This is a genomic window from Methanosarcina sp. KYL-1 (assembly GCF_024372725.1).
Taxonomy (GTDB): Archaea; Halobacteriota; Methanosarcinia; order Methanosarcinales; family Methanosarcinaceae; genus Methanosarcina.
On sequence record NZ_VOUA01000024.1, the window covers coordinates 1 to 21,724 of the forward strand.

16 protein-coding genes, 1 tRNA gene and 2 pseudogenes are annotated in these 21,724 nt (G+C 45.4%); 6 read left to right on the top strand and 13 right to left on the bottom strand.

Annotated elements, in window-relative coordinates; all coding sequences use genetic code 11:
* From FTO70_RS13905 to FTO70_RS13945, 9 genes and pseudogenes are all read right to left on the bottom strand, one after another.
* Window positions 1–220, bottom strand: a pseudogene (locus FTO70_RS13905) (hypothetical protein); the annotation flags it as partial.
* Window positions 221–254: 34 nt separating this feature from the next.
* Window positions 255–404, bottom strand: coding sequence for a hypothetical protein (locus tag FTO70_RS13910; RefSeq protein WP_255336362.1), 150 nt, complete (start codon window positions 402–404; stop codon window positions 255–257).
* A 19-nt stretch (window positions 405–423) separates the two neighbouring features.
* On the bottom strand, window positions 424–720 hold the full coding sequence (locus FTO70_RS13915) for a hypothetical protein (protein ID WP_255336363.1): 297 nt from the start codon (window positions 718–720) through the stop codon (window positions 424–426).
* Window position 721: 1 nt separating this feature from the next.
* Window positions 722–1,768, bottom strand: a complete 1,047-nt coding sequence (locus tag FTO70_RS13920) for a DMT family transporter (RefSeq protein ID WP_255336364.1) — start codon at window positions 1,766–1,768, stop codon at window positions 722–724.
* Between the two features lie 367 nt (window positions 1,769–2,135).
* A complete protein-coding gene (locus tag FTO70_RS13925; RefSeq protein ID WP_255336365.1) occupies window positions 2,136–2,786 on the bottom strand; it encodes a B12-binding domain-containing protein in 651 nt (216 codons plus the stop codon).
* A 20-nt stretch (window positions 2,787–2,806) separates the two neighbouring features.
* A pseudogene (gene mttB / locus FTO70_RS13930) lies at window positions 2,807–4,294 on the bottom strand ([trimethylamine--corrinoid protein] Co-methyltransferase).
* An 85-nt stretch (window positions 4,295–4,379) separates the two neighbouring features.
* Window positions 4,380–5,024 (bottom strand): dimethylamine corrinoid protein MtbC, encoded by a 645-nt coding sequence (gene mtbC / locus FTO70_RS13935; protein WP_255336404.1) that lies wholly within the window; start codon window positions 5,022–5,024, stop codon window positions 4,380–4,382.
* 523 nt (window positions 5,025–5,547) lie between these two features.
* Window positions 5,548–6,864, bottom strand: a complete 1,317-nt coding sequence (locus FTO70_RS13940) for a hypothetical protein (RefSeq protein WP_255336366.1) — start codon at window positions 6,862–6,864, stop codon at window positions 5,548–5,550.
* A gap of 442 nt (window positions 6,865–7,306) precedes the next feature.
* Window positions 7,307–8,107 (bottom strand): hypothetical protein, encoded by an 801-nt coding sequence (locus tag FTO70_RS13945; protein ID WP_255336367.1) that lies wholly within the window; start codon window positions 8,105–8,107, stop codon window positions 7,307–7,309.
* Between the two features lie 492 nt (window positions 8,108–8,599).
* Between FTO70_RS13945 and FTO70_RS13950 the strand changes: the two genes are divergently transcribed.
* Both FTO70_RS13950 and FTO70_RS13955 read left to right on the top strand, forming a co-directional pair.
* A complete protein-coding gene (locus FTO70_RS13950; protein WP_255336368.1) occupies window positions 8,600–9,007 on the top strand; it encodes a DUF4326 domain-containing protein in 408 nt (135 codons plus the stop codon).
* 285 nt (window positions 9,008–9,292) lie between these two features.
* Window positions 9,293–10,693, top strand: coding sequence for a hypothetical protein (locus tag FTO70_RS13955; RefSeq protein ID WP_255336405.1), 1,401 nt, complete (start codon window positions 9,293–9,295; stop codon window positions 10,691–10,693).
* A 690-nt stretch (window positions 10,694–11,383) separates the two neighbouring features.
* Here the strand turns inward: FTO70_RS13955 and FTO70_RS13960 are convergent.
* Window positions 11,384–11,581: a hypothetical protein gene (locus FTO70_RS13960; protein WP_255336369.1), complete on the bottom strand. Its 198-nt coding sequence runs from the start codon at window positions 11,579–11,581 to the stop codon at window positions 11,384–11,386.
* Window positions 11,582–11,771: 190 nt separating this feature from the next.
* On the opposite strand from FTO70_RS13960, the gene FTO70_RS13965 reads away from it, so the two are divergent.
* Both FTO70_RS13965 and FTO70_RS13970 read left to right on the top strand, forming a co-directional pair.
* Window positions 11,772–15,956, top strand: a complete 4,185-nt coding sequence (locus FTO70_RS13965) for a PGF-pre-PGF domain-containing protein (RefSeq protein ID WP_255336370.1) — start codon at window positions 11,772–11,774, stop codon at window positions 15,954–15,956.
* Window positions 15,957–16,161: 205 nt separating this feature from the next.
* Window positions 16,162–16,305 (top strand): hypothetical protein, encoded by a 144-nt coding sequence (locus FTO70_RS13970; RefSeq protein WP_255336371.1) that lies wholly within the window; start codon window positions 16,162–16,164, stop codon window positions 16,303–16,305.
* On the opposite strand, the gene FTO70_RS13975 is transcribed toward FTO70_RS13970, so the two are convergent.
* Window positions 16,295–17,863: a hypothetical protein gene (locus FTO70_RS13975; protein ID WP_255336372.1), complete on the bottom strand. Its 1,569-nt coding sequence runs from the start codon at window positions 17,861–17,863 to the stop codon at window positions 16,295–16,297. The two genes, FTO70_RS13970 and FTO70_RS13975, sit on opposite strands and share 11 nt — an antisense overlap.
* Before the next feature lie 164 nt (window positions 17,864–18,027).
* Entirely contained in the window at window positions 18,028–19,116 is a 1,089-nt protein-coding gene (locus tag FTO70_RS13980) for a radical SAM protein (protein ID WP_255336373.1), read from the bottom strand.
* A gap of 294 nt (window positions 19,117–19,410) precedes the next feature.
* On the opposite strand from FTO70_RS13980, the gene FTO70_RS13985 reads away from it, so the two are divergent.
* Together FTO70_RS13985 and FTO70_RS13990 are read left to right on the top strand one after the other, a co-directional pair.
* Window positions 19,411–20,256: a hypothetical protein gene (locus tag FTO70_RS13985; RefSeq protein ID WP_255336374.1), complete on the top strand. Its 846-nt coding sequence runs from the start codon at window positions 19,411–19,413 to the stop codon at window positions 20,254–20,256.
* 84 nt (window positions 20,257–20,340) lie between these two features.
* Window positions 20,341–21,003 (top strand): class I SAM-dependent methyltransferase, encoded by a 663-nt coding sequence (locus tag FTO70_RS13990; RefSeq protein WP_255336375.1) that lies wholly within the window; start codon window positions 20,341–20,343, stop codon window positions 21,001–21,003.
* Between the two features lie 575 nt (window positions 21,004–21,578).
* On the opposite strand, the gene FTO70_RS13995 is transcribed toward FTO70_RS13990, so the two are convergent.
* Window positions 21,579–21,663: transfer RNA gene (locus FTO70_RS13995), tRNA-Leu, on the bottom strand.
* Window positions 21,664–21,724: the final 61 nt, after the last annotated feature.

The following is a 21,724-nucleotide window of genomic DNA, read 5'->3' on the forward strand; positions in this document are numbered from 1 at the left end:
TAAGGATTTCTGCGAGCCTGTCGATTTCATCGGCACTGAGGTCAGGGATTTCACCGAGGTCGGCAGCGTCAGCCATACCTGCCTGAATCTCCTCGAGAATCTTTTCTTTGGTCAGGAAGACCCTTTTTCCGTCTCCCATTCTCAATAAATATTCAGTTGCCATTTTTTCCCTCGTTTTGTTTTTTCTTGTATTGGTTTTTCTCTTCCTGTTTTTTCTCATCCAGGTGTTTCTCTTTTTGTTTTTCCTCTGTTTTTCAGAATTTGGACACGAAAGTCCTGGCCTGCCAGAGGGCGATTACCGCCAGAATCAGGATCAGGACCATCCACATTATGTCTGCTCCGGGCACGAACGAGTTTGCCCAGTAAGCGTTGTAGGCTTCCATTGCAGCTACTGTCTGTACCATAATCAGCCTCCGTTAACGGTTACACAAATCTCAGGCACGCATCCGAGCTGCGGGCTTTTCCGAAGTCGGTAATCACGTATTTGTGCAGGAGGAAACCTTTTTTGTAGATCCCGGCTTCATCGACTTTCTGTTCCACGTCTTTTAGCATTCCTCCGGACGCCAGTTCGATGATGTCGAAGTTGATGCTGTCACGGTTGTAGTTTCCCTGCATATCGTACTCTTTCTGGATCCGGGAAACGATCTCATAGTTCCAGTGTTCTTTCCCATCCAGCAGGAGTTCCAGAATCCTGAATTTTATGGGGCGGTTTCCACTCACATCAATCACCTCTCAGGGTTTCAAGTTCGCTTGTGTCTTCGGTAAACATAACGAAACTGCCAATCATGCAAAGTGCCCCACCAACAAGAATGGTCCAGTCCGGCACGTCTCCGAAGAAGAGGAATATGAAGATAATAGCAAACAGCCCGTAGAGGTTTCCTATACCCTGGCCTCTTCCGACCCCGATAAGCGGGAAGGACTTGTACCAGCATACATAACAGAAACCAAAGGTAATCCCTGCAAAGATCAGGACCAGCAGGGTCAGAGGCTCAAAGGCCTGGAGCGCAAAGGAATACATCGGGTAGCCGACGAGTGCAAGTATCGGGACAATAATGATCCACCAGATGATGTTTTCTCCGACGAACCTGAGGGTCAGCCCCACATCGGGCTCGGAAATGTCAAGACCTTTTCCTGCGATTGCACCTTCAATGCCCCAGCCTGCAGCAGCCATCAAGCCTCCGAGGTATCCGATCCACTGGACGCTTCCTGAGGAAAGCTCGGTCAGAAGCCCGCCCCCAAAGATCGTAATGCCTCCTACAATAATGACTCCGATGCCGATTGCCGCCCTTTTTGATATCTTTTCCCCGTACCAGTAGTAGGCAAGAATCGAGCCTACTACAGGGTAAAGGAGAGCCGCAACAGCTGCAAATGCCCCGCCGATAAAGCCCATGGCAATGAATGAACCGAGAATTGCCATCGGACCTCCGAAAATCGAGGCAAGGAAGAACCACTTGGAACACGGGTGGAATTCCTTCATGGTCCGGACAAGTTCTCCGAATTTACCGAGCACACCGTTCCAGAGCATTAGCGCCAGCATGACCGTAAGTGCATTAAAGGCCGTAATCAGAACAGCAGTTATAATCAGAGCTGTGCCGTCTCCGCCAGCTTCGGCAATAGCGCCGTACATCTCATCAAACGGGTTCAGCACCCACACAACGGTTCCCGGAAGGTACCAGATACCCCAGAACACAGCACAGAAAAGGGCCCACATATACCCTTTACTGATTTTTCTTTTGCTTTCCTGTTTTTTCAAAGCTTTCAAATCCACAAAACTCCCTCCAGTGGAATTTTTTATTTTGGAGAACGGGATGCTCAAATTTCCGGAAGATGCGTGAAGGCTGAGACCCGGGGTCGGTGAAGACCCTGGGTCAATGAAGACCTGAGGTCAGTGAAGACCTGAGGTATGCGAAGCATCAATATCAGGCATTTTTGCATCCCTGCTTCTCCCTGGACCCGAAACGTTTATTTTAGCTGCTGGCATTCATGAACTTGCTCAGGGTTTGCAGGGGCTGTATCTTGCGATACGTCCCTGCGAATGCCTTTTACTGCTTTTTTGGGTTTTTTCGGGTTTGGATTCGTGTTAAGGTAATAATTTCCGGATAGTTTTCCGGATAGTTTGAGGAATTCCTGCAATTTCAGGCAAGAATTGCCTTTACCTTGTTTACGGCATCAGTTGCGTTTTCCCCGTAAATGTCGGCTCCGATCTTGTCAGCCCAGTCCTGGGTTACGGGAGCACCACCTACCATTGTTTTTACCTGGTCCCGGAGGCCTGCTTCCTTCAGCTGCTCTTCGACCTGGATCTGGGAAACCATGGTACTGGTCATGAGGGCGGAAGTTGCCACAACGTCGGGTTTGAGTTCCTTTGCCTTTTCAACAAAAGTCGTTATGGACACGTCCCTTCCGAGGTCCACGACTTCAAGGCCGGCAATCCCCAGCATGGAGGCTACAATGTCCTTCCCGATGGAGTGGATGTCCCCTTCGATGGTTCCTATAATGACTTTTCCCAGGCTCTTGCTTTTTGCCTGCTGCTTTTCCAGTTCCGGCTTGAGCACTTCCATGCCTGTGTTCATTGCCTCGGAAGCTGCAAGCACGTGGGGGAGGAAAAGGGTACCCTGTTCGAACTGGTCTCCTACTTCCTGCATCGCGGCTGTAAACCCGTGCTCAATGATTTCAAGGGGGCTGACTCCTGCTGCAAGGGATTCCTTTGCAGCTTCTTCGGCAAGTTCAGCGTCAAAGTCCAGGATTGCTGCCCTTGCTTTTCCGATAATTTCTTCTTTTGTTGCCATGTTTTTCACTTCTCTGAAAATTACATGCCTCTGAAGGCTTTGTCTGCTTTGTCCACAATTGCCTGCATGTCCCTGAGGATGTCGGAATCGATCTGGGGGACTTCGTGGTTTTTGAGGACGTCTACAACCTTTTCGTGTGCGGCTGCTGCAAGGTCCTTTGAGCCTGCTGCTGCCCAGTCCCCGAACATGCGCCTGTCGATGAGCATGGGGTCGGAGGGGTAGTTCACGAGCTGCCTGGTCTGTTTGAGGGCAAGGAAGTTGTTTCCGATCCCTACCTTCTGGATGGAGTCAACAGACAGGGTCTCTTCCGAGACGGGGATTCCCTGCATTGCTTTCTTGACCATGCTGAAGATGTCGTTGTCAATAACGAGCTGTTCCATGGAGAAGGTCATCCCGAGCTCAAGCATCCCGGCACCGTAGATTGTGTTGGCACCGGCAAGGGCAGGCAGGAGGGTTGTCATGGTTTTTTCGTGCCCTGCCTGGTTGTCCGGGACCTTGGCATCGGCCTAGGAACCTGCCACGTAAGACGGGAGGCCGTAGAACTGGGCAAGCTTTGCAACTGCAGCGCTGATCAGCCCGAGTTCGGGAGAACCGACAGGAGCTGTTCCTTTCTTCAGGTCAAAGGTTGTGGTTGAGCTTCCGTACCAGACTTTGGTTCCGGGCACTGTGAGCTGGGCAAGCACGATTCCTGAGAGGACTTCGGCGTTGTGGGTCACAAGGGTCCCTGCGAGGTAGACAGGAGAAGAGCCGCCGGACATTGCCATACTCAGGACGTTTACGGGGATTCCCAGGCGGGCGCCTTTAATGATGACCTGGCAGGCGTTGACGCTTAACTCAAGCGGGCTTGTCGGGCAGAGGAGCATGGAGAAGATCGGCTTCTTCCTGGCTTCTTCTTCGTCGCCGCCGTAGTAGGCTTTTACGATGTCCCAGTAGTACTCGACATTTCCGCCCACGGGGTCGATGTGGTGGTAGTGTTTTGCAGTGTTTGAAATCGGGGTCAGGGTCTCGTGGACGTCCTGGGCTCCCTGGCCTGCAATGTCCCTTGCGGATACCGGCAGGGAGAAGTAGTCGATGTTTTCTGCCCAGTCACAGAGCTTTGCGATGTCTGCGATGTCCTGTTCCACGGAGTCGACTGTTACGTACCTGCCGTCCTGGTACCTGCAGACCTTCACACCTGTCCCGAAGCATGTCCAGTGAACCTTGCCGCCGCATTCCTGCACGGTATTGTACTTCTTTTCGCGGCCCCAGAGGACAAACCTGGAGGGGGCGAGCTGGAGGGCTCTTCTAACAAGGTATTCGGGGATTTTTACTACCTTTGTTTTTTCGTCGACCTCACAGCCGTTTTCCTTGAAGATCTGCCGGGCTTCCGGATCAGATACCTGGACTCCGGGCTCCATCAGGACTTCCATTGTGGCCTGGTGGATTGCCTTGAGTTCGTCAGTCGTAAAAAGGTTTAACTCCACACCGTTCAGGGCGTTAAAGCCTGCAAATGCATTACATTTTGCCATTTTTCAACCTCTGAATAAAATGAATTTAAAACAGCAGTTTTTACACGATCTGTTTTTACAATAGCAGTTTTTACAAGAGTGGTCCTTACAGGAGCAGTTCTTTTGCCTTTGCAACAGCCTCACTTGCGTTTTCAGCGTAGCAGTCTGCGCCGATCTTGTCTGCCCAGGCCTGGGTAGCCGGAGCGCCTCCGATCATGACCTTCACCCTGTCCCTCATGCCTTCTTCCTTGAGGAGTTCGATAACTTCCCTCTGGCCCTGGAGAGTAGTGGTCATAAGAGCGGAAAGCCCGATCATGTTGGCGTTGACTTCCTTTGCCTTTTCGATGAAGTTCCGGACCGGAACATCGCGGCCAATGTCGTGCACTTCGAACCCGGAGGACTGGAGCATTGTGGAAACGATGGACTTGCCGATGTCGTGGACATCTCCTTCAACGGTCCCGTTTACGATGATTCCAGTTTTTGAGTCCGCAGCGCCTTCGGGCATGAGACCCTTTAAGGAGCTTACACCGGCAGTCATTGCGTCTGCAGCCATCATAACGTGGGGCAGGAAAAGTTTGCCTCTCTCGAAGAGGACACCTACCTCATTCATGCCTGCCGCGAGTCCTTTTTCAATTATCTCGGAGGGATCCAGTACTCCTTTTGCCTTCTCCATGGCAGCGAGCACCACATCCTTTTTGCAGGAAATAACTGCAGCTGAAAGTTCTTGCAGTAATTCTTCTTTTTCAGCCATCTGGTTGATCACTTCTCTATTTTTTAGTTGCATTCAATCGGCAACCGGTATCTTATTACCGGTTAATTATTTAAATAGTTTATGCTCCATCATTTGCAAAAAAGAAAAGTACAATATATATTTTTTGGTTGGCTACCCGATTTCACAAACAGTTTTTCAGAAGCAGAAGAACCCCGGAATCTTAATACATCCCCATAAACCCGGTCAAAGTTCACAGGTTACCGTACTTTCGCAGTAAAGCTCCCTCCTGTGTCCTGGGGCTCTTCCGGGCGGGTAAGCCGGGGGAAGCGGAGCCTTTTGCCTTCAAAAAATCTGCCTCAGTCCCGGAGAGGTGATTTCAGGGTGCAGGTCCCAATTATTTCTGAAATTTTTTATCCTATAAAAGTGAGCAATGTGCCGGAATATCCTTTATCCATAGCAGCTTTTTGAATTTAAGTTCCAATCATGATAAAAAGGGCATCCGGATACATAAAAAAACAAGATGAAAAGAGGAAGATAAGTGAAAAAAGGTTCATCTCCCAGGTTAATTTTCATGTTTCTTTCTGATTTCTCTGGACGACGTCCCATCATCCTCATATTCGTCCATCGGAACAATCTCACAAAACTCAAGGACCTCAGGGTTGACGGACATTTCAACGGATTTCCTGCGAAACACCATGAACCGCACATTCTTTTCCTTAAATTGCCTTAAAATGGCGGGTGTATCCACTGTACCGTCATAGTATTTTGCGTCAAATAACCTATTGAAGGTATCTGCCCCGATGATGAAGACACTGTCCGGGAAAAGGTCGGCTTTTTGCAGGAAGAGCGGCGCACTGGTCAGGCAAACCCCGCCCATGAAGGCTTCGTCCTTGTATTTCCTTAACGAGTCAAGCCTCTGGCTCAGCGAGATAAAATCTATGGGGGGCTTGTCGACGTTAGTCAGGGAAATTTCAAAGTGGACGGGAGCATTGTATTTCTTCGAAGCACACTCTGCCATGAAAACATGGTTCTTGTGGCAGGGGTCAAAAGAGCCGGAGAATACGAGCTTTATTTCTTCAGTTTTTCCGGGTTTCTCGGGTTTTTCGGACTTTATTTCTTCAGGCTTTATCTCTTCGGGAGCTATTGGTTCATTAAGATTGATCCTTGCTAGCCCAGCTGTTTTGCAGGGACTCTCCGAGCTGCAGCTCTGCTGTTTCAGGAGATCACCGACGGGTCCGGAAACCGAAGCATATTTTTCAATAACTTCTTCTTCTGTCCCCTCTTCTCTCTCTTCTCTTTCCCATTCTCCGGTCCCGGTACCTGCCCCGATCCCGCCCGGCAAATCGATTTCAGGAACACCGCAGCGACGGGCGAGCACATTGAAAATCAGGAGCGCAGCAATCTTTTCTTCCTCTTCCCTTGCCCTGTCCGCGGTCAGTTCAAGGGTGCAGACCCCTGTTTCGCAGGCTGCCTGTATGGCAACGTGGACCTCGTGTTTCCTGCCTTCCCGCTCGTTTGCAGCCCGGAGCTTGCAGGTCGCTCCGATCCCGATTACGTCCGGGTCTGCGGAGTCTTCGGAGCCTTCCGAGCTTTCGGAGCTTTTTGACAGTTCCAGGGCCCGCTGGTAGGCAACCATCGCCATCAGCCTTGCGGTTTTTTCCGAGCAGTACTTCTCAGGTTTTCTTCCGAGGAAGCGGTCCATCGCCTCCATACCGTAAGGGACAACTGCATCCAGCACCGTTGCAGAGCCACTGCCGTGGCGGAGAAGTTCCCCGATAATTTCAGCCCCGCCGCCGGTTATTGCAAGAACTACTTTGCAGGGGGATTTGTGGACCTGGAAAATACGCTCAAGTGGTATACTGTTTTCATCTGCAGCCAATTGTCTACCCTCAATAGGGGGATACACTTAATGGGGTTATAAATATTATTATTCGGGCAAAGTCGCTATTATTTCGGAAACAGTTGAGTTTTATGGAAAAACAGCTCAATGTAATCCATAAAGCCTATTATTTCCAGTATAACACGAAATCAATAATAAATTGATGTTTATACAGAAGAATCATAAGTTGATATTTACATAGCAGACTCACTTTATTTTGCCATGCTTCTCATTTTCCATGCTGTCCAGGTTTTGTTTCTCTATATGCAAGTCATTTAGAAAACAGGTGCATTTGAATGAAGTTCATTTCAAGATTGAATATTAACCGGCTAAGGGGCACGACCAATAAACAAGAAAAGTCAAAAAGAGGTATTAAATGGAGAAATTAGCGGAAAATATTTGAGAAATTCCTGCGAAAAATATCATAGGTAAATCGAATTCTCTACCTCAATTTTGCTTCGTCTTCTTCGATCCACTTTTCTATTTGCTCGATAGAATTTTCAATATCCTCAATTCTACGCTCTTCTTCCGAAAGCCACCCATAAACGCGGTCTCTGTAATCATCGCTCCATGCAGAATTTATCTTATCCCTCAAGTCATCCGCATGTGCACGTGCTTTCTCTAGTGCATTGGATGCCTTGCGCAAACGTTCTTCGTTTTTTCTTATGTTATCTCTCACTTTTTCCTGAAATTCGCTGCGCTTTTGTGCACGATGTGAATTATAATTATTCCACCAACAATCATGATCATGCTGCACTTCTTGGATTAGTTCAAAACACTCTTTTTTATGCTCACCAAGCATTTCATGCTTATGTTCAGATAATAAATGTCTTGAACCGCTTAAAACTTTACCAAGGTCCTTCATTTGATTTGCGGTTGTTGGGTCAAGTCCAAACAAATCACAAGGTCTCGCTGTTCTTGCATCTCTCATGATCATATCTCTATAATGCAATGACCAGCTGCGGAAATTTTCATTTTCATTATTCTGTTTTCTTTTTAAATCGTCACAAATTTCACTGAATTTCTCCCAGAGTTCCTGTCTGGTCTCTCCAGGAAGTTTCATTTCTTTAAACATTCCAGATATTGTTTTCGCGTGTTCCCAAAATCCTCTATAATCACGTTTACCAAAGTTGTAGTGTCCATGTTCCAGATTATACAATTCGCTATTCAACTTGTTGATATTACTATCGTATTCATTCGGACTCACGCGTGGCTTTAACGAATTTTTCCTATTATCTTGCATGTTATTCCTACCTTCATCAACAAATTTATGATTGAATATAGTGTCCTAATCGTTCTAATGAAACTTACATCTGTATAAATTAATTGTTTTTGATAAGTTCATATTCATATGTTCTAACTTATGTTCTAATTGTTTAATGAGACTTTATTTGTATTCGGTTAAGGTACTAAACGCCCAAAAGTGTTATTTCAGACAAATACCTGCAGCTTGCTGCGGGGGTGGGCGCTTACCGAGAACAGTTATTTTCGGATACAGGGGCTCTCACCAGCCACGGAGCGCAGAGATGTGGACGGCTTTTTCAGGTATGCTCACAGAGCTTAATATTGTAGCAAAAAAGAAGAAATGTGACTTTGTTTTAGCTTTTCCAGTAAAATACGAATAATTTAAACATTTTCTATTTTGCTGGAAATTACCGATTGAATAATGCAGGAATACTGCAGGAAGCCCCAAAATTTATATTTTCTGGAAAAAATAAACTTAACCTGTAGATATATGGCTGATATCAAAGAAACCAAAGAATTCAAAGAAACCATCGTTCGAAGCAAAAGAAAAAACCAGATCAAAGAACTTGAGCGCTGCAAAGCGATCTACGAGGAAGAAAACACCGTCAAAATCGACCGTACAACGAAGTGGGGAAGCCCTTTTGCAATAGGCAGGGACGGGAGCAGGGAAGAAGTAATGGAAAAGTACCGGGACTACCTGAGAAAGAGACCGGACCTCTTAAGGGCAATCCCCAAAGAATTGCCAGGCAAAGTTCTCGTCTGCTGGTGCTGGCCTGATCCATGCCATGGGGACATACTGGCATACCTGGCTAACAACCCGGACAGGATTGAAGAATTCAGGCAGGGGAAAAATCCTATAAAGGGGAAAGTTCAATCTACTTTGGGGAGTTTTGAGTGAGTGGGGAGAGGCAACCTGATCCTGAAGCTTGTATGTCACATTCGACAGGCGTTTCATATTTGCGGGATAATTTCCCCTGATGCCATTTCTCTGCTATATTTAAGAAATAACATCAAACATCTGTAATTCCATATGCATATTCTTACTGCATGTTCTTACTATACATGAACCGAGATTTCGAGTATATGTAAACATTATCAAAGGTCTTCAGTTAGATATTATTGTTTCAAAAACGGTATCATGAATAATTATTTGGAATATTCGAGATACCTGACGAAAGTGGGGATGAATGCTGGTGGAAAATTTCAGATAATAATTAACTTGACTTTTCAGAATAATGTAAATTTTCAGAAAAGCTATCTCAAAGTAGATAATTTCAGGAGATCTGTTATGCGAGTTCTCAATAGAATTTCTGAGATTAAATTTGCAGGATTATTAGCCGTTATTATTTTAGTTGCTTCGGTTTCGGGGTGTATGAGTTCAGGTTCGGATAAGAACAATTCAAGCTCCAGTCCGGATGCAGAGGTGACACTGAGTCCGGATTCAGGTAAGAACAATTCAAGTTCCAGTCCGGATGCAGAGGTGACACTGAGTCCGGATTCAGGTAAGAACAATTCAAGCTCCAGTCCGGATGCAGAGGTGATCTCTTCAGCACCTGATGGAAATATTACGTTTATTACTACCGGTTCGTCATTTTCGCCAATTATCACAGTTACAGGCAATCCTGAAATTCAATGGGTATTTGAGGACGGTTCAACATCCGATTCCGCGTCTCCTACTATAGATTTTGGTTCAAGGGGGACAAGAGTAAACACTCTGGTAGTAACACCATGGAGTGCAGTAACCGGGATCAATATAGGTTATGATGGTTCGGATGGAGGAGTAACTCCAGGTCCCGATACAATCGAAAATTTAGAACAACAGAATGTAATAGCTGTTACAGGTTTAGAAAATGTTGCACCGTACCTCCAGGTATGGGCTTCGAGTTATAACCCGATAACGGCGCTGGATTTCAGTAACTTCACGGCACTGCATACGATTGAATGTTTCCATTGTACATCATTGGCTACCATCAGTCTCCGTAACGTTCCGTCTCTGACCAGGCTTTGCCTCGAAAGATGCAACATTTCTTATCTTGATCTATCAGAGGCTCCTTCCCTGGCTGATCTTCGCGGAGCAGCCCAGAGAAGTTCAACATATACAATAAATTGGGGCACTACAGGAGCTCATACATGGCATATATGTGTTGGAGCCAACCCGGATATGACCGGCACATTACCATCCGGTCAGTTTCCGATTGTGAAAGATTTCTACGTTTGGAACGGTAATCAAAGCGGGACTTTACACCTGAGTTCTACAGATTTAATAAGAGTTCGAGCAAACGATAATCGTTATAGTGTTGCTGTTCTTTCCGGTTGTTTTCCTGCTGGTAGAGAAGGTTTTGTGGAAATTTATAATAATAACCTCACAAGTTTGGATATTTCCAATGACCCCGGTTTACTTCACTTAAATGCCAGCCGTAATTCACTAAGTCAAACAGCAATAGACGGGGTACTCCAAACACTGGATTCTTATGGTACTGATGCCGGGCGTTTAGATTTAACCGGAAATGCTGCACCATCAATTACAGGAATAGCACATGCAAATAATTTAACTGCCAGGGGATGGAAGGTTCAAACTTCGTGAACTACCCCCTTTGTAAATTTTACCGGTTTTATAGGGAACCCACAAAATACGGAAACAATTCTACTCAAAAACAATTCTACTTTTTTCATTGCCATTAGTTTGCCGCATGGAATCCATATATCATTAGGAGATACTGAGCCCTTTAACTCGGCATTTGAGTGGTGAGAATATGTTGAGGGGTGACTTGCGAATCAAAGGACGTTTTCTACAATAATTGTATTCAGGTAATTGTCTCACCAGTGGTGAGATTTTTTCATCTGCCATGTCAGCGACAAGAGCTCGATTTTTTTGGCAGATAGATTGTGCAGCAAGCCGCTGCACAATTTAGGGGGGACTTTCTAGCAGATGATCTGCTTAATTTTTCAGGCTCAATTGTCTATGCAGTACGGAGACAATCTGCTCATCGAATTGTCGTATCAGTGCAGCGACAATTTTCTGCCCATATTCCCCCTTTTCCCTTCGAGTTTCTTCTGCCAATTTTCATAAGCGGCTAATAAGCAGGAGATTGTGCAAGAGGCTCTTGCACAATTCTCTCTCAACAAGACCGAAAGTTCCCATAATTTGTGGAGTCCTTTCCTGGCAGATGATCTGCTTAATTTTTCAGGCTCAATTGTCTACGCAGTGCGGAGACAATCTGCTCATTGAATTGTCGTCTCACTGATACGACATTTCCTTTTATCTGGTATATGTTCACTGCTGCTGGGAGTAAGTCAGCGCGAAAATGGTATCTGTTAGGGTTCTGCGGAAAGATTCGTTGTCGCTGAACAGTTTGAAAAGCTGGGTGTCGTCTTTCAAAAGGGCAGTCATTACCCGCGCCAGGGCTTTGTCGTGTTCTATCCTGGCATTTTGGGTGGAGTGAGCGTATGCAATTTGATTTTCAGGGTCCATTGTTAAAAATCTATTAAACTGATTTTAGTTTCAGAAACCTTCTCTGAAGTTATAATTCGTTAATTATATAATCCGTGGCATATTTGTTGTTTTGTGATTGTTGTTTTAGGATCGTTGCTTTATTCCTGATTCTACTACTTTATGGGGATTTGTGTTCTGCTTTTTCATAAGAAGTGGGGGTTGCTAATTTATGAAAATAAATGCAGGGATCATTTTTTTGTTGATGTGTATTGTTTCTCTTACGGTTATTGCACCAAATGTAACGGTAGCCGATGCTATATCTGTTGAAAAGTTAACAGCGGTGACATCTAATACCGCAGATGAATGGGACCCTGTCTGGTCTCCCGATGGAAATGAAATCCTTTTCAGAAGGAACGGAGAAATATACAGGATGTTTTCCAACGGTTCGGGAGAAATGCAATTAACCGACACAGGTGGCGGTGCAGGGTACCACTCATGGTCGCCTGACGGAAGCAAAATTTTATACAGCTTTCTTATTGATGACCTGAATTGCAATATCTGGGTCATGAATGCGGATGGTTCGGCAGAAACCAGGTTGACAGGTTTTGAAGATTCGCCTCTTCAATTCGGAAGACACGAGTACGGGACCTGGTCTCCTACGGGTTCAAAAATAGCTTACGTAGCCAGTCTTGATGACATTGAAGCTTACGTTATAACGATGAATGCTGACGGGTCCGATAAGCAGGTAATTGCAGGCCCTGTAGAGATGTGTTACATTAATTATCCGGCCTGGTCACCTGATGCCTCGAAAATTGCCTTTGCAACAGATCCACTTGTTACAGAGCGGTACATCGGAATTGTAAATTCCGACGGAAGCGGTCTTATCACAATCCCGAATGGGTTTTTGACATCCTGTACCCAATCGTGGCAGTCTCAGGTGTGGTCTCCTGACGGTTCAAAAATATTGTATTCTTCTGATGAGTCTGGAAATGAAGATATCTACATCATAAATGCCGATGGGACCGGGAAAACCCGATTGACCACAGATGCGGGAGATGAACATGACCCGCGTTTTTCCCCGGATGGGAGCCGGATTTTATTCGTATCCGGCTGGGGTGGAAACTCTGACATCTGGGTCATGGATGCAGATGGAAGCAATAAAGTGCAGTTGACTACAGATACAGCATATGATAGTGATCCCATGTGGAGTCCTGACGGCACGAAGATTGCTTTTAGTTCTGATAGAAATGGGAATTTTGATATCTGGGTGATGGAGCTTTCTGAAGATTCCGTAGAACCTCCTGCTCCTGAAATCGTAAGCGTAAGCTTTGAGCCCCAGACCGGCGTTTATGCGGGCGAAACAGCTACCATCTCCGTGACCGTAAAAAATAACGGTGGAAAGTCTGGTGAAGGTTATGTCATCGTTTCGTTTCCTAATGATGAAGAAATAATGAGCCTTGGAGGAAGCAGTGACAATGTTAAAACCTATCCGGCTGGAAGTGAAATTTGGGGCAGGGACGGAATAATTGATTCATCGGAATATACTCTTGTTGAACTTTATGAGCCTGAATGGGAAACCGGGCAGGAAGAAACTCTAACAATCGAGGTGAAACCGAATGAAGGTTCGGACGAAATAGTATTCCTGGTGAGAGCAGCGTTGAAAAATGATGCTACAGGCGATTACGAAAGAGCTCCGGAGTCTTCGGATGACCTTGACCAGCAGGGCTGGTATGCGGATAAGTATTCTATTGATGTATATCTTGAAGAAGTAAAATTCAGAGGAAAAATTCTGGAAGATAGACCAGTTATTTCTCTTTACTCCTTTGATGTTCAAATCGATGAAATTTTAGATGATTCGAAGGGAAACTTGAAGGTAGGGGATGTTATTCCCGTGACCGGTCATCGGGACGGGCCTGCTCAAGTGGATGCCGTAACAGTGGGAGAAGAAGTTGAAGTTTTTGGTGAATATAGAGGAGACAAGGTATATCTCAGCGATTTTGATGACCTTAGTTCTGAACATTATCTTATCAAAATCGAACCCGATGAACCTCCTTCTCCGGAGATCACCAGTGTCACAATCGCCCCTCCGGAAGGGGTCCCTGAAGATGGAACAGCCTCCATTAAGGTAACCGTAAAAAACAATGGTGGAAAGTCAAGTGAAGGTTACATAACTGTTTCGTTCCCCTATGATGAAGAAATCTTGAGTGTTACTGGCACGGGTAATGGACACAATGAACTTTACCCAAAAGGCAGTTCCATTTATGGAAAGGATGGTCCAATAGATCCTTCGGATCATCCGCTGGGAGAACTCCAGGAATTTGATTGGGACACCGGGCAAGAGGAGACTCTTACAATTGAGGTGAAGCCGAATGAAGGTTCGGATGAAATCGTATTTCTGGTGAGAGCAGAATTGAAAAATGATGCTACAGGGGATGATGAAAGAGATCCGATTTCTTCAGATGAAATTGATCAGCAGGGCTGCTACGCTTATAAGTACTCTTCTAATGTGTACCAAAGGTCCAATTTGATTATAGAGAATGTCTATGTTCAGGGCAGTGAAATTATATATGAAATTAAAAATGTTGGCAAAGTCACCGCTTCGTCGAGTTATACTTATCTTTACATTAATGATATGAGCAATCATGTTGCTTCTGATCGTGTTGATGATTTAGAATCGGGAGAAGATGCTACCTTAATTTTCGATTATTCGTATACTTATTCTGGAGGCACCGATGAAATTAAAGTTTGTGCTGATGGAAATGGGGAAATTAATGAAGAGAGCGATAGTGACAACTGGAAGAATATAACTTATTCGGGAGAAGAATCCAAAAACATCATCGAAACATTAGGAGCTGATGAAAGCTTTACCACTTTCGTTTCATCTCTTGAAGCCGCTAACCTCGCCGAAACCCTCAGCGGGGAAGGACCCTTCACTGTCTTTGCACCGGTAGATGATGCCTTTGCAGCCCTTCCTGAAGGAACCCTCGATGCACTAATGAGTGACACCGAAAAGCTGACTGAGATTCTACTGTACCATATAGCTGATGTGAAAATAATGGCCGCAGATGCCGGCAGCCTGGCTAGTATTTCAACTTTGCAGGGCGGAGACATCACTGTCAGTGTGGCCGGCGATGGCAGAGTGTTTATCGGGGATGCCGAAATTATCCTGAAAGATATCGAAGCTAGCAATGGCGTGATTCATGCAATCGATACGGTAATGGTCCCGCCGGAAGAGCCGGGGGAAGATGAAGGAGCTACGGTCCTCTATGATGACGAAGTAGCCCTGAAATCCGGAAATTTCACATTCGTACCTGTAAATAACGTTTCTGCAAGCTATAAGGTGGATTACTTTACCGACCTCGGAGCGCTTTATTCCTCAGGACTCGAATTTGAAGCAACAGATGAGTGGCACGATTCTACGGGTGAATTTTACCTTGAAAGTATCGGAGGAATAAAAAACAATCTTGAAACCGGGGCATGGTTCATTTTCATAAACGATGGCCTGGCTCCCTCCGGTCTGGGTCTGAACGGGGTACAGGACGGGGATAATGTCTCTTTCTATTTTGCTCCCTACGAGGAACATACCCCTATTCTTGAAAATGCCATCTATGTGGTGAATCTTGAGGTTGCTTCTGAAAGTGATAACAGTTCTTCTGTTCCCTCTTCCTCCGGTAGCGGCGGAGGTAGTGGTGGTGGTGGCAGCAGCAGTGGCGGCGGTGGCGGTGGAGCCGGCTCTCCCGAACCTTCCAGAAACATTGAAATCAAAGAACTGTCCCAGGAATTCATAACAAACGGAAACCATGCAAAATTCAAGTTCCCGCGGAATGCTACCTGCATAACGCATGTTGAATTCGACCCTAAGAGAACCTTTAGCAAGGTCACCACAATGGTTGAGATGCTCAAAGGCAAATCTGCTATTGTCCCGGACTTACCTGCCGGTGAAGTTTACAGGAACGTAAACATCTGGGTGGGAAATGAAGGGATGGCAACTCCGAAAAATATTGAAAATGCGGTTGTCGGATTTAAGGTTGAAAAGGCATGGATTGAAGCCGGTATCGATGAAGGTTCAATAACCCTGTACAGGTACAGCGATAAGGCCTGGAATGAACTAACTACTCGAAAGCTTGGAGAAGACGAAAATTACGTGTACTTCGAGGCTGAAACTCCTGGCTTCTCACCATTTGTGATCGTTGCCGGGGGAGTGGAGACCGTGGAGGAAGAAAGCAAACCATCAGCCTCTTTCGAGGACTCGGATAGGGATAAATTGGAGTCTGCCGAAAATGAATCCTTTGAAGTTGAAATGACCGGATCGGAGAGCACTGAAGGCGGGATCAAATCAAAGATATTGATGTCAATTGTTTTGTTTTCGGTCTTGATTCTGGTCGGATACATAACTTTGAAGAAGCGGGATTAATTTCTGCTTCCTTTTTCTTTTTTCAGGCTTGTTCGCTCCTGGAGGCTGGATCAGCCTTTGTGTTTTTGGTCGTATATGTTTTTAGATCAATTTCACTCCTTCTAATTCAGGAGAACTATGAAAAGTTCGATCTATGCTTTTTAATTATGCCTTTTTATGGAAAGGCTGGCTGCCTTCGGCACCCGGTGAGAGCCCGGGGTTTTGAATGGTGAAAAACAAAAAAGTGTGCCGGAAAATCAGGAAATCCAATATAAAAAAAGATTTGGGGGGTGCTTGGATTAAAATGGGGATCTTACCGGTTTCATGTCCGGAAGTTGACAAAGAATACTTGGCTGTGGTCAAGACATGAAGTATCCGGATCCTTGGACAACCTCTTTTTTAATTCGTTTCTCTGCTTTATCTATGTACTCTTTAATCTCATCTTCTGAATATCCACACAACTCTTTGTAAGCATCTTTAGTATCAATTTTCTTACGTTTTGCTAATTCTTCCGCCTCTTTTTTGCAGTCACAGATTTTTTCATGAACTTCTTTCGGATTACAGGTTGCCAAATCTTTAATTGTTTTTATATTTGCTATATAGTAAAGTTTGAACGCCAGATCCTTGCCCATTTCGAGTTCTGTGACAAAATTCGATTTGTCTATGCCCAGATACTCCTGGGCTTTATTTATATATATTTGAATTTGTTGTTCTGAATAACTGCCAAGTCTTTCTCTCTGTTCTTTGACCGGACATCCTATTCCTTCACCCAGGTTTCGAGTATCAAGGTTTATTTTCTTTCTAATTTCCTCAGCACTGCAGCTTGCCAGATCTTCTATTGTCCTTATCTTTGCACCGTATAACATATATGCCAGATCTTCATCTAATCCAAGTTTTTTGACAAATTCTGATTTTTCAACATTGTATTTTTCAGTCCTGGATTCTAACTCCTCCTTGTCATGTTCGGGAAGGAGTTTTTGAACCCACAAGTAAACCCATTTTTCTATTGTTTTCGTATAGAAACCCGCAAAAAAAGAAAAAGCGAAGATGAAAGTTTTATTCGTCGGGTCAGCCTCTGTTGGTGTTGAAAAAGGAAGTATATATACGGCTATTAACGCGATAAAGGGTGCAATAAGAATTCTTCTGACATATGACCAGGCAATGCTAATCTTTTTATATTCGGGAATTAACTGCCCAAAAGTCTCTTCAATACTTAACAGGATGTAAGAAAGAGCTCCAATAGTCGATGCAGCTATTATATAAATTGGAAACTCCAGTTTCTCTATTCCATAAAATGTAACACTTTCTATATTGTGCTTATGTAAATAAAAGAGCACCAGGGGCCATATTAAAACTGCAAAAATCACAATGAAATTCCTTACTATATCGTGAAGGTTCATTATCGGGTTGCCCTGATCCACATTTCCTTTTATAATGAACTCCTCGTATAAAATGAAACCTACTATTGGAAAAATTATCAGGCTAGTAAGAGCATAGAGAAGTTCCCTTGATATAGGGATGAATAAAAAGATCCCAAGAATCAATGCTATAAGCACAAACAACACTAAGCAGAAGTTCATTTTATCAAAAAACCGGCACAGCCAGCATAAAAACAGAAGGTAGCCAATCAAAATTGGTAGTATCAAAACCCATTGAAAAGGATCTATTTTGCTTATCGTACTGCTTATTGTTCCACTTACGGTGCCATTTACTGTTCCATTTATGGTGCCAATCACTGTTCCATTAATGGGATCATTTATCGTGCCGTTTATGGTTCCAATTATTGTTCCGTTTAGCGTATCGTTTATTGTGTAATTCAAATTCGTATTTGTTTCATTGCTTTCTTCTGCTGCATAACTCCCCTGAATTAGCAGGCTGAGAATAAAGATCATTCCCAAAAATTTACAGGCTCCGCTTCCCCTCCCCATAAATTATTATTTGCGACTATGTTATATATACTTAATTTTATATATTACACATTAAATATCATTTTAATAAATCTCTTTGCCTTACCTTATCAGCAGCATCCCGGTCCTTTTGCATTTTTGCATTCAATACTCAGACCAGCATAATATTTAAACCAGCATAATCCTTAAATCAGCACGTCCTCAATCCCCGCCCCTCTGACAATATCTATCGCATCCGTCTGCTCTTCCAGGGTCAGGTGCCTTCCGAGGTCAGGGTACTCCATTGCCCGGTAGCAGGGCCTGTACTGGAACATCAGGTTGAACCTGATTTGCGGGATATTTTTTGCGACCCATTCGGCAATGGGCTTAGTGCAGCAGTCCAGGTGTCCGGGGAGGACGAGATGGCGGAGGAGGATTTCTGCGGTCTCGTAGGCGAATTCGAAGTTGGGCTGGACGACTTCCATGTAGTTTTTGACTTTTGAGTACTTGAGGGCGCAGGCGTTATTGCCGTACTTGAAGTCCCCGAGGTAGACGTCTACCACGCCTTCCAGGATTTCGGCGATTTCTTTTGAGTGGTACATGTTCGAGTTCCAGACGACCGGGGTGTTTGCCGACATTTCCCGGACGATTTTCAGGACAGTGTGGGGGTGGGGGGTAGGGGTTACGAAGTTTACGTTCCTGGCCCCGTGGAGCCTCCTGATGTCGATGAGTTTTGCAAGTTTCCGGGGGTCGACTTCGGTCCCGGATTCCGGGCAGGTGGAGATGTCCCAGTTCTGGCAGTAGACGCAGGCAAAGACGCAGCCGGTAAAAAAGATCGTGTGGGAGGGGACGAGTTCGGGCTCTTCTCCCATGTGCAGGAACTCCGAGGCGTAGCGGGAAACGTCGGTCAGCCGGCAGAAGCCTTTTTCGCCCTCTTTCCTGTTAATCCCGCAGCGGCGCTCGCAGCAGTGGCAGCTTTCAAGCATCCTGTCCAAGATTGCGATTTTCAGGTCAAGGAGGGAAGGGGTAGCTTTCGGGAGTTCAAAAAAGGATTCGGTAAACTGTTTCAGCCTGTCCGAAGCATCCGGGTAAGCAAGGGCTTCCATGGCTTCGGTCTCAAGGGCTGCCCTGAGCTTCCGGTACTCTTTGATCCCCCCGGCATGGACCTCCCGGAGCTCCTCAAGCTGCATCCCGGGGTTGAATTCTACAGGGATCCGTTCTGTTAACTTGAAAAAGGCAGGCATTTCATTTCGCTGCACCCTCATGTAGCGCGCCAGGTACTTCGGGGCTGCCATAAAGAAATATTCGCGGGCATGGGTTGAAAGGTTTACGGTGCCCTTCCTGATTTTTACAGAACTCTTTTAAGGAGCCCGGAAAGGAGCTAAAAATTAATAGCTGGCAGGACAATATTAATATGGGATAAAGCCAGCGGGGGAATTAAGCTATATCCGGCTGCTTTCAGCTGCTTCCGGATGCATTCGGATTTATCTTTTCCAGTTAGCTTTGCAAGTACTCTGTAAGTACTCTGTAAGTACTCTGTAAGTACTCTGCCAGTACCCGCGGGCAGGTTTCATGGGGGGATTTTCCTGGTGACAGTTGACAGCACGACCATCAGTTTATGGGACATACTTATCCTTTTCTTCATCCTTTTCTTTCTTTACACCGTCATCTACCCGCAGTCGCAGCTCAAAAAGATCCGGCTGCAGCGCCTTTCCCGGCTCCGGGCAATGGAGAAGCGCTGGGGCAGCCGGGTGCTTACCATGATCCACAGGCGGGAAGCCATTTCTATGTTCGGGCTGCCCGCTTACCAGTTCATCGACGAGGAGGACGCCGAGCAGATCCTGCGCTGGATCCGGAAGTACAGGGACTATCCCCTTGACCTGATCCTGCACACGCCCGGAGGCCAGCTTAATGCAAGCATCCAGATTGCCCGCGCCCTGAAGAACCACCCGAAAAAGACCCGTGTGATCATCCCCCACTATTCGATGTCAGGGGGCACCATAATCGGCCTTGCAGCAGACGAAATCGTAATGGACAAAGATGCCGTAATCGGGCCAATCGACCCCCAGATCGGGGATTTCGTGCGTGGGCTCTATCCTGCAGCTTCCTGGGTCTACGCCGCAGAAAAGAAAAAGGGAGATGCCGGGGACATCACCCTCGTCATGAGTGACATCTCCAGAAAAGCCCTGAACCTCACCCGGAAGGTTGCAAAAGAGCTTCTTGACGGTAAAATCGAACCCGGACCAGGCGGGGAAAACCGCCTGGACGAAGTGGTCGAAAGGCTGGTCAGCGGAGAACTGGTCCACATAACCCCTCTCTCGGCTGAGGAAGCGAAGCAGCTCGGGCTCAACGTGAGCACGGATTTCCCGGAAGAGGTGCACGAGTTCATGCGGCTCTTCCGACCCGTGAAAGCTAGCGTGGAATACGTGGAATAAATATCGCAAAATGAATGCCGTAAAATGAATTCCATTGAGATGAATATCAGTAAAATGAATGTCAGTAAAATGAATGTCAGTAAAATGAATGTCAGTAGAGTTCCCCGGTCAAAAAGTGCTGCAAGAGCCAGTTATGACAGGATGGGAAAATGGTATGATTTATTTGCCAGCCCATTTGAAAAGAAGTTCGTAAATACCGGGTTGCAGAAGCTGCATGCTGTGCCCGGGGAAATTATCCTGGAAATCGGGTTCGGTACAGGCCAGGGTATCTTTGAACTTGCAGGGTCGGTAGGAAATTCCGGCAGAGTATGTGGAATTGACATCTCTGAAAAAATGTGTGCCATTACCCGGTCAAAAGTAGAAAAAGCAGGTTTTTCCGAAAGAGTGCAGCTTGTATGCGGAGATGCTGCAAAGCTCCCTTTCCCCTCTGAGTCTTTTGACGCAATTTTCATGAGTTTCACCCTTGAACTTTTTGACACTCCCGAGATCCCCATAGTATTGCAGGAATGCCGGAGGGTGCTTAAAAAAGATGGGAGGCTCTGTGTAGTAGCCATGAAACAGAAGCATGACCCCACCCTGATGATAAAGCTGTACGAATGGGCTCACGGAAAATTCCCGAATTATGTTGACTGCAGGCCGATTTTTGTCAGGGAAATGCTGGAAGACGCTGGCTTTTGTATAAGGGATACAACCGAAATTAGTAGCTGGGGGCTGCCGGTTGAAGTCGTCGTTTCCGGAAAAGTTTGAGGCAAATCTCCCCTTGAAAAGTTAAATTACATGGCATGTCTAATACATGGCATGTATAATGATCTGTTAGTAATGATCTGTTAGTAACGCCGAAATGTGGTGTTCCGATCTATAACTTTTTCACCTGAAAACAAAAACGTTCGACGCTGTTTTCCCTTTATTCCGTAAACCGTTTTTCAATCCCGGAAATACAGGAAACCCCGCCAGCTTGCCTGGCGGCGCCTTCCCAAAAAGAAATGAAAAAGGAATGAAAAAGAGATGTGGCTAAGAATATTTTCAAGCTGTAAGTGAGAGACACAATTCAAAATGTTTGCTATCCGGACATTTTTTTCTTTCTAACCTAAATTTGACAGTTTCAACTATTTCTTATTTAATATTGGTAGTTAAATAAAAATAGATGCTCTTTGTTTTGTTTTATTCGGTCCAATGAATAAAATCATAAAAATCGGAACATTTCCTACAATACCTAACTTGATTCTCCTTCAGATGAACCGATGTAACTTGATATAAGGCAAGTTCAATAGTAAAAGTTAGAGAGTAATAACAATTTCTGTAACTTTAAAAATTAAAACAGATGCGAGGGGTGGGATTCGAACCCACGAAATCCTTCGATATCGGATCTTAAGTCCGACGCCTTTGGCCTGGCTGGGCAACCCTCGCTCTTTGAAAAAAGCTGGATGTTTTTTAGCCGCAAAAAATCCTTAATGCGGACATGCTTTAA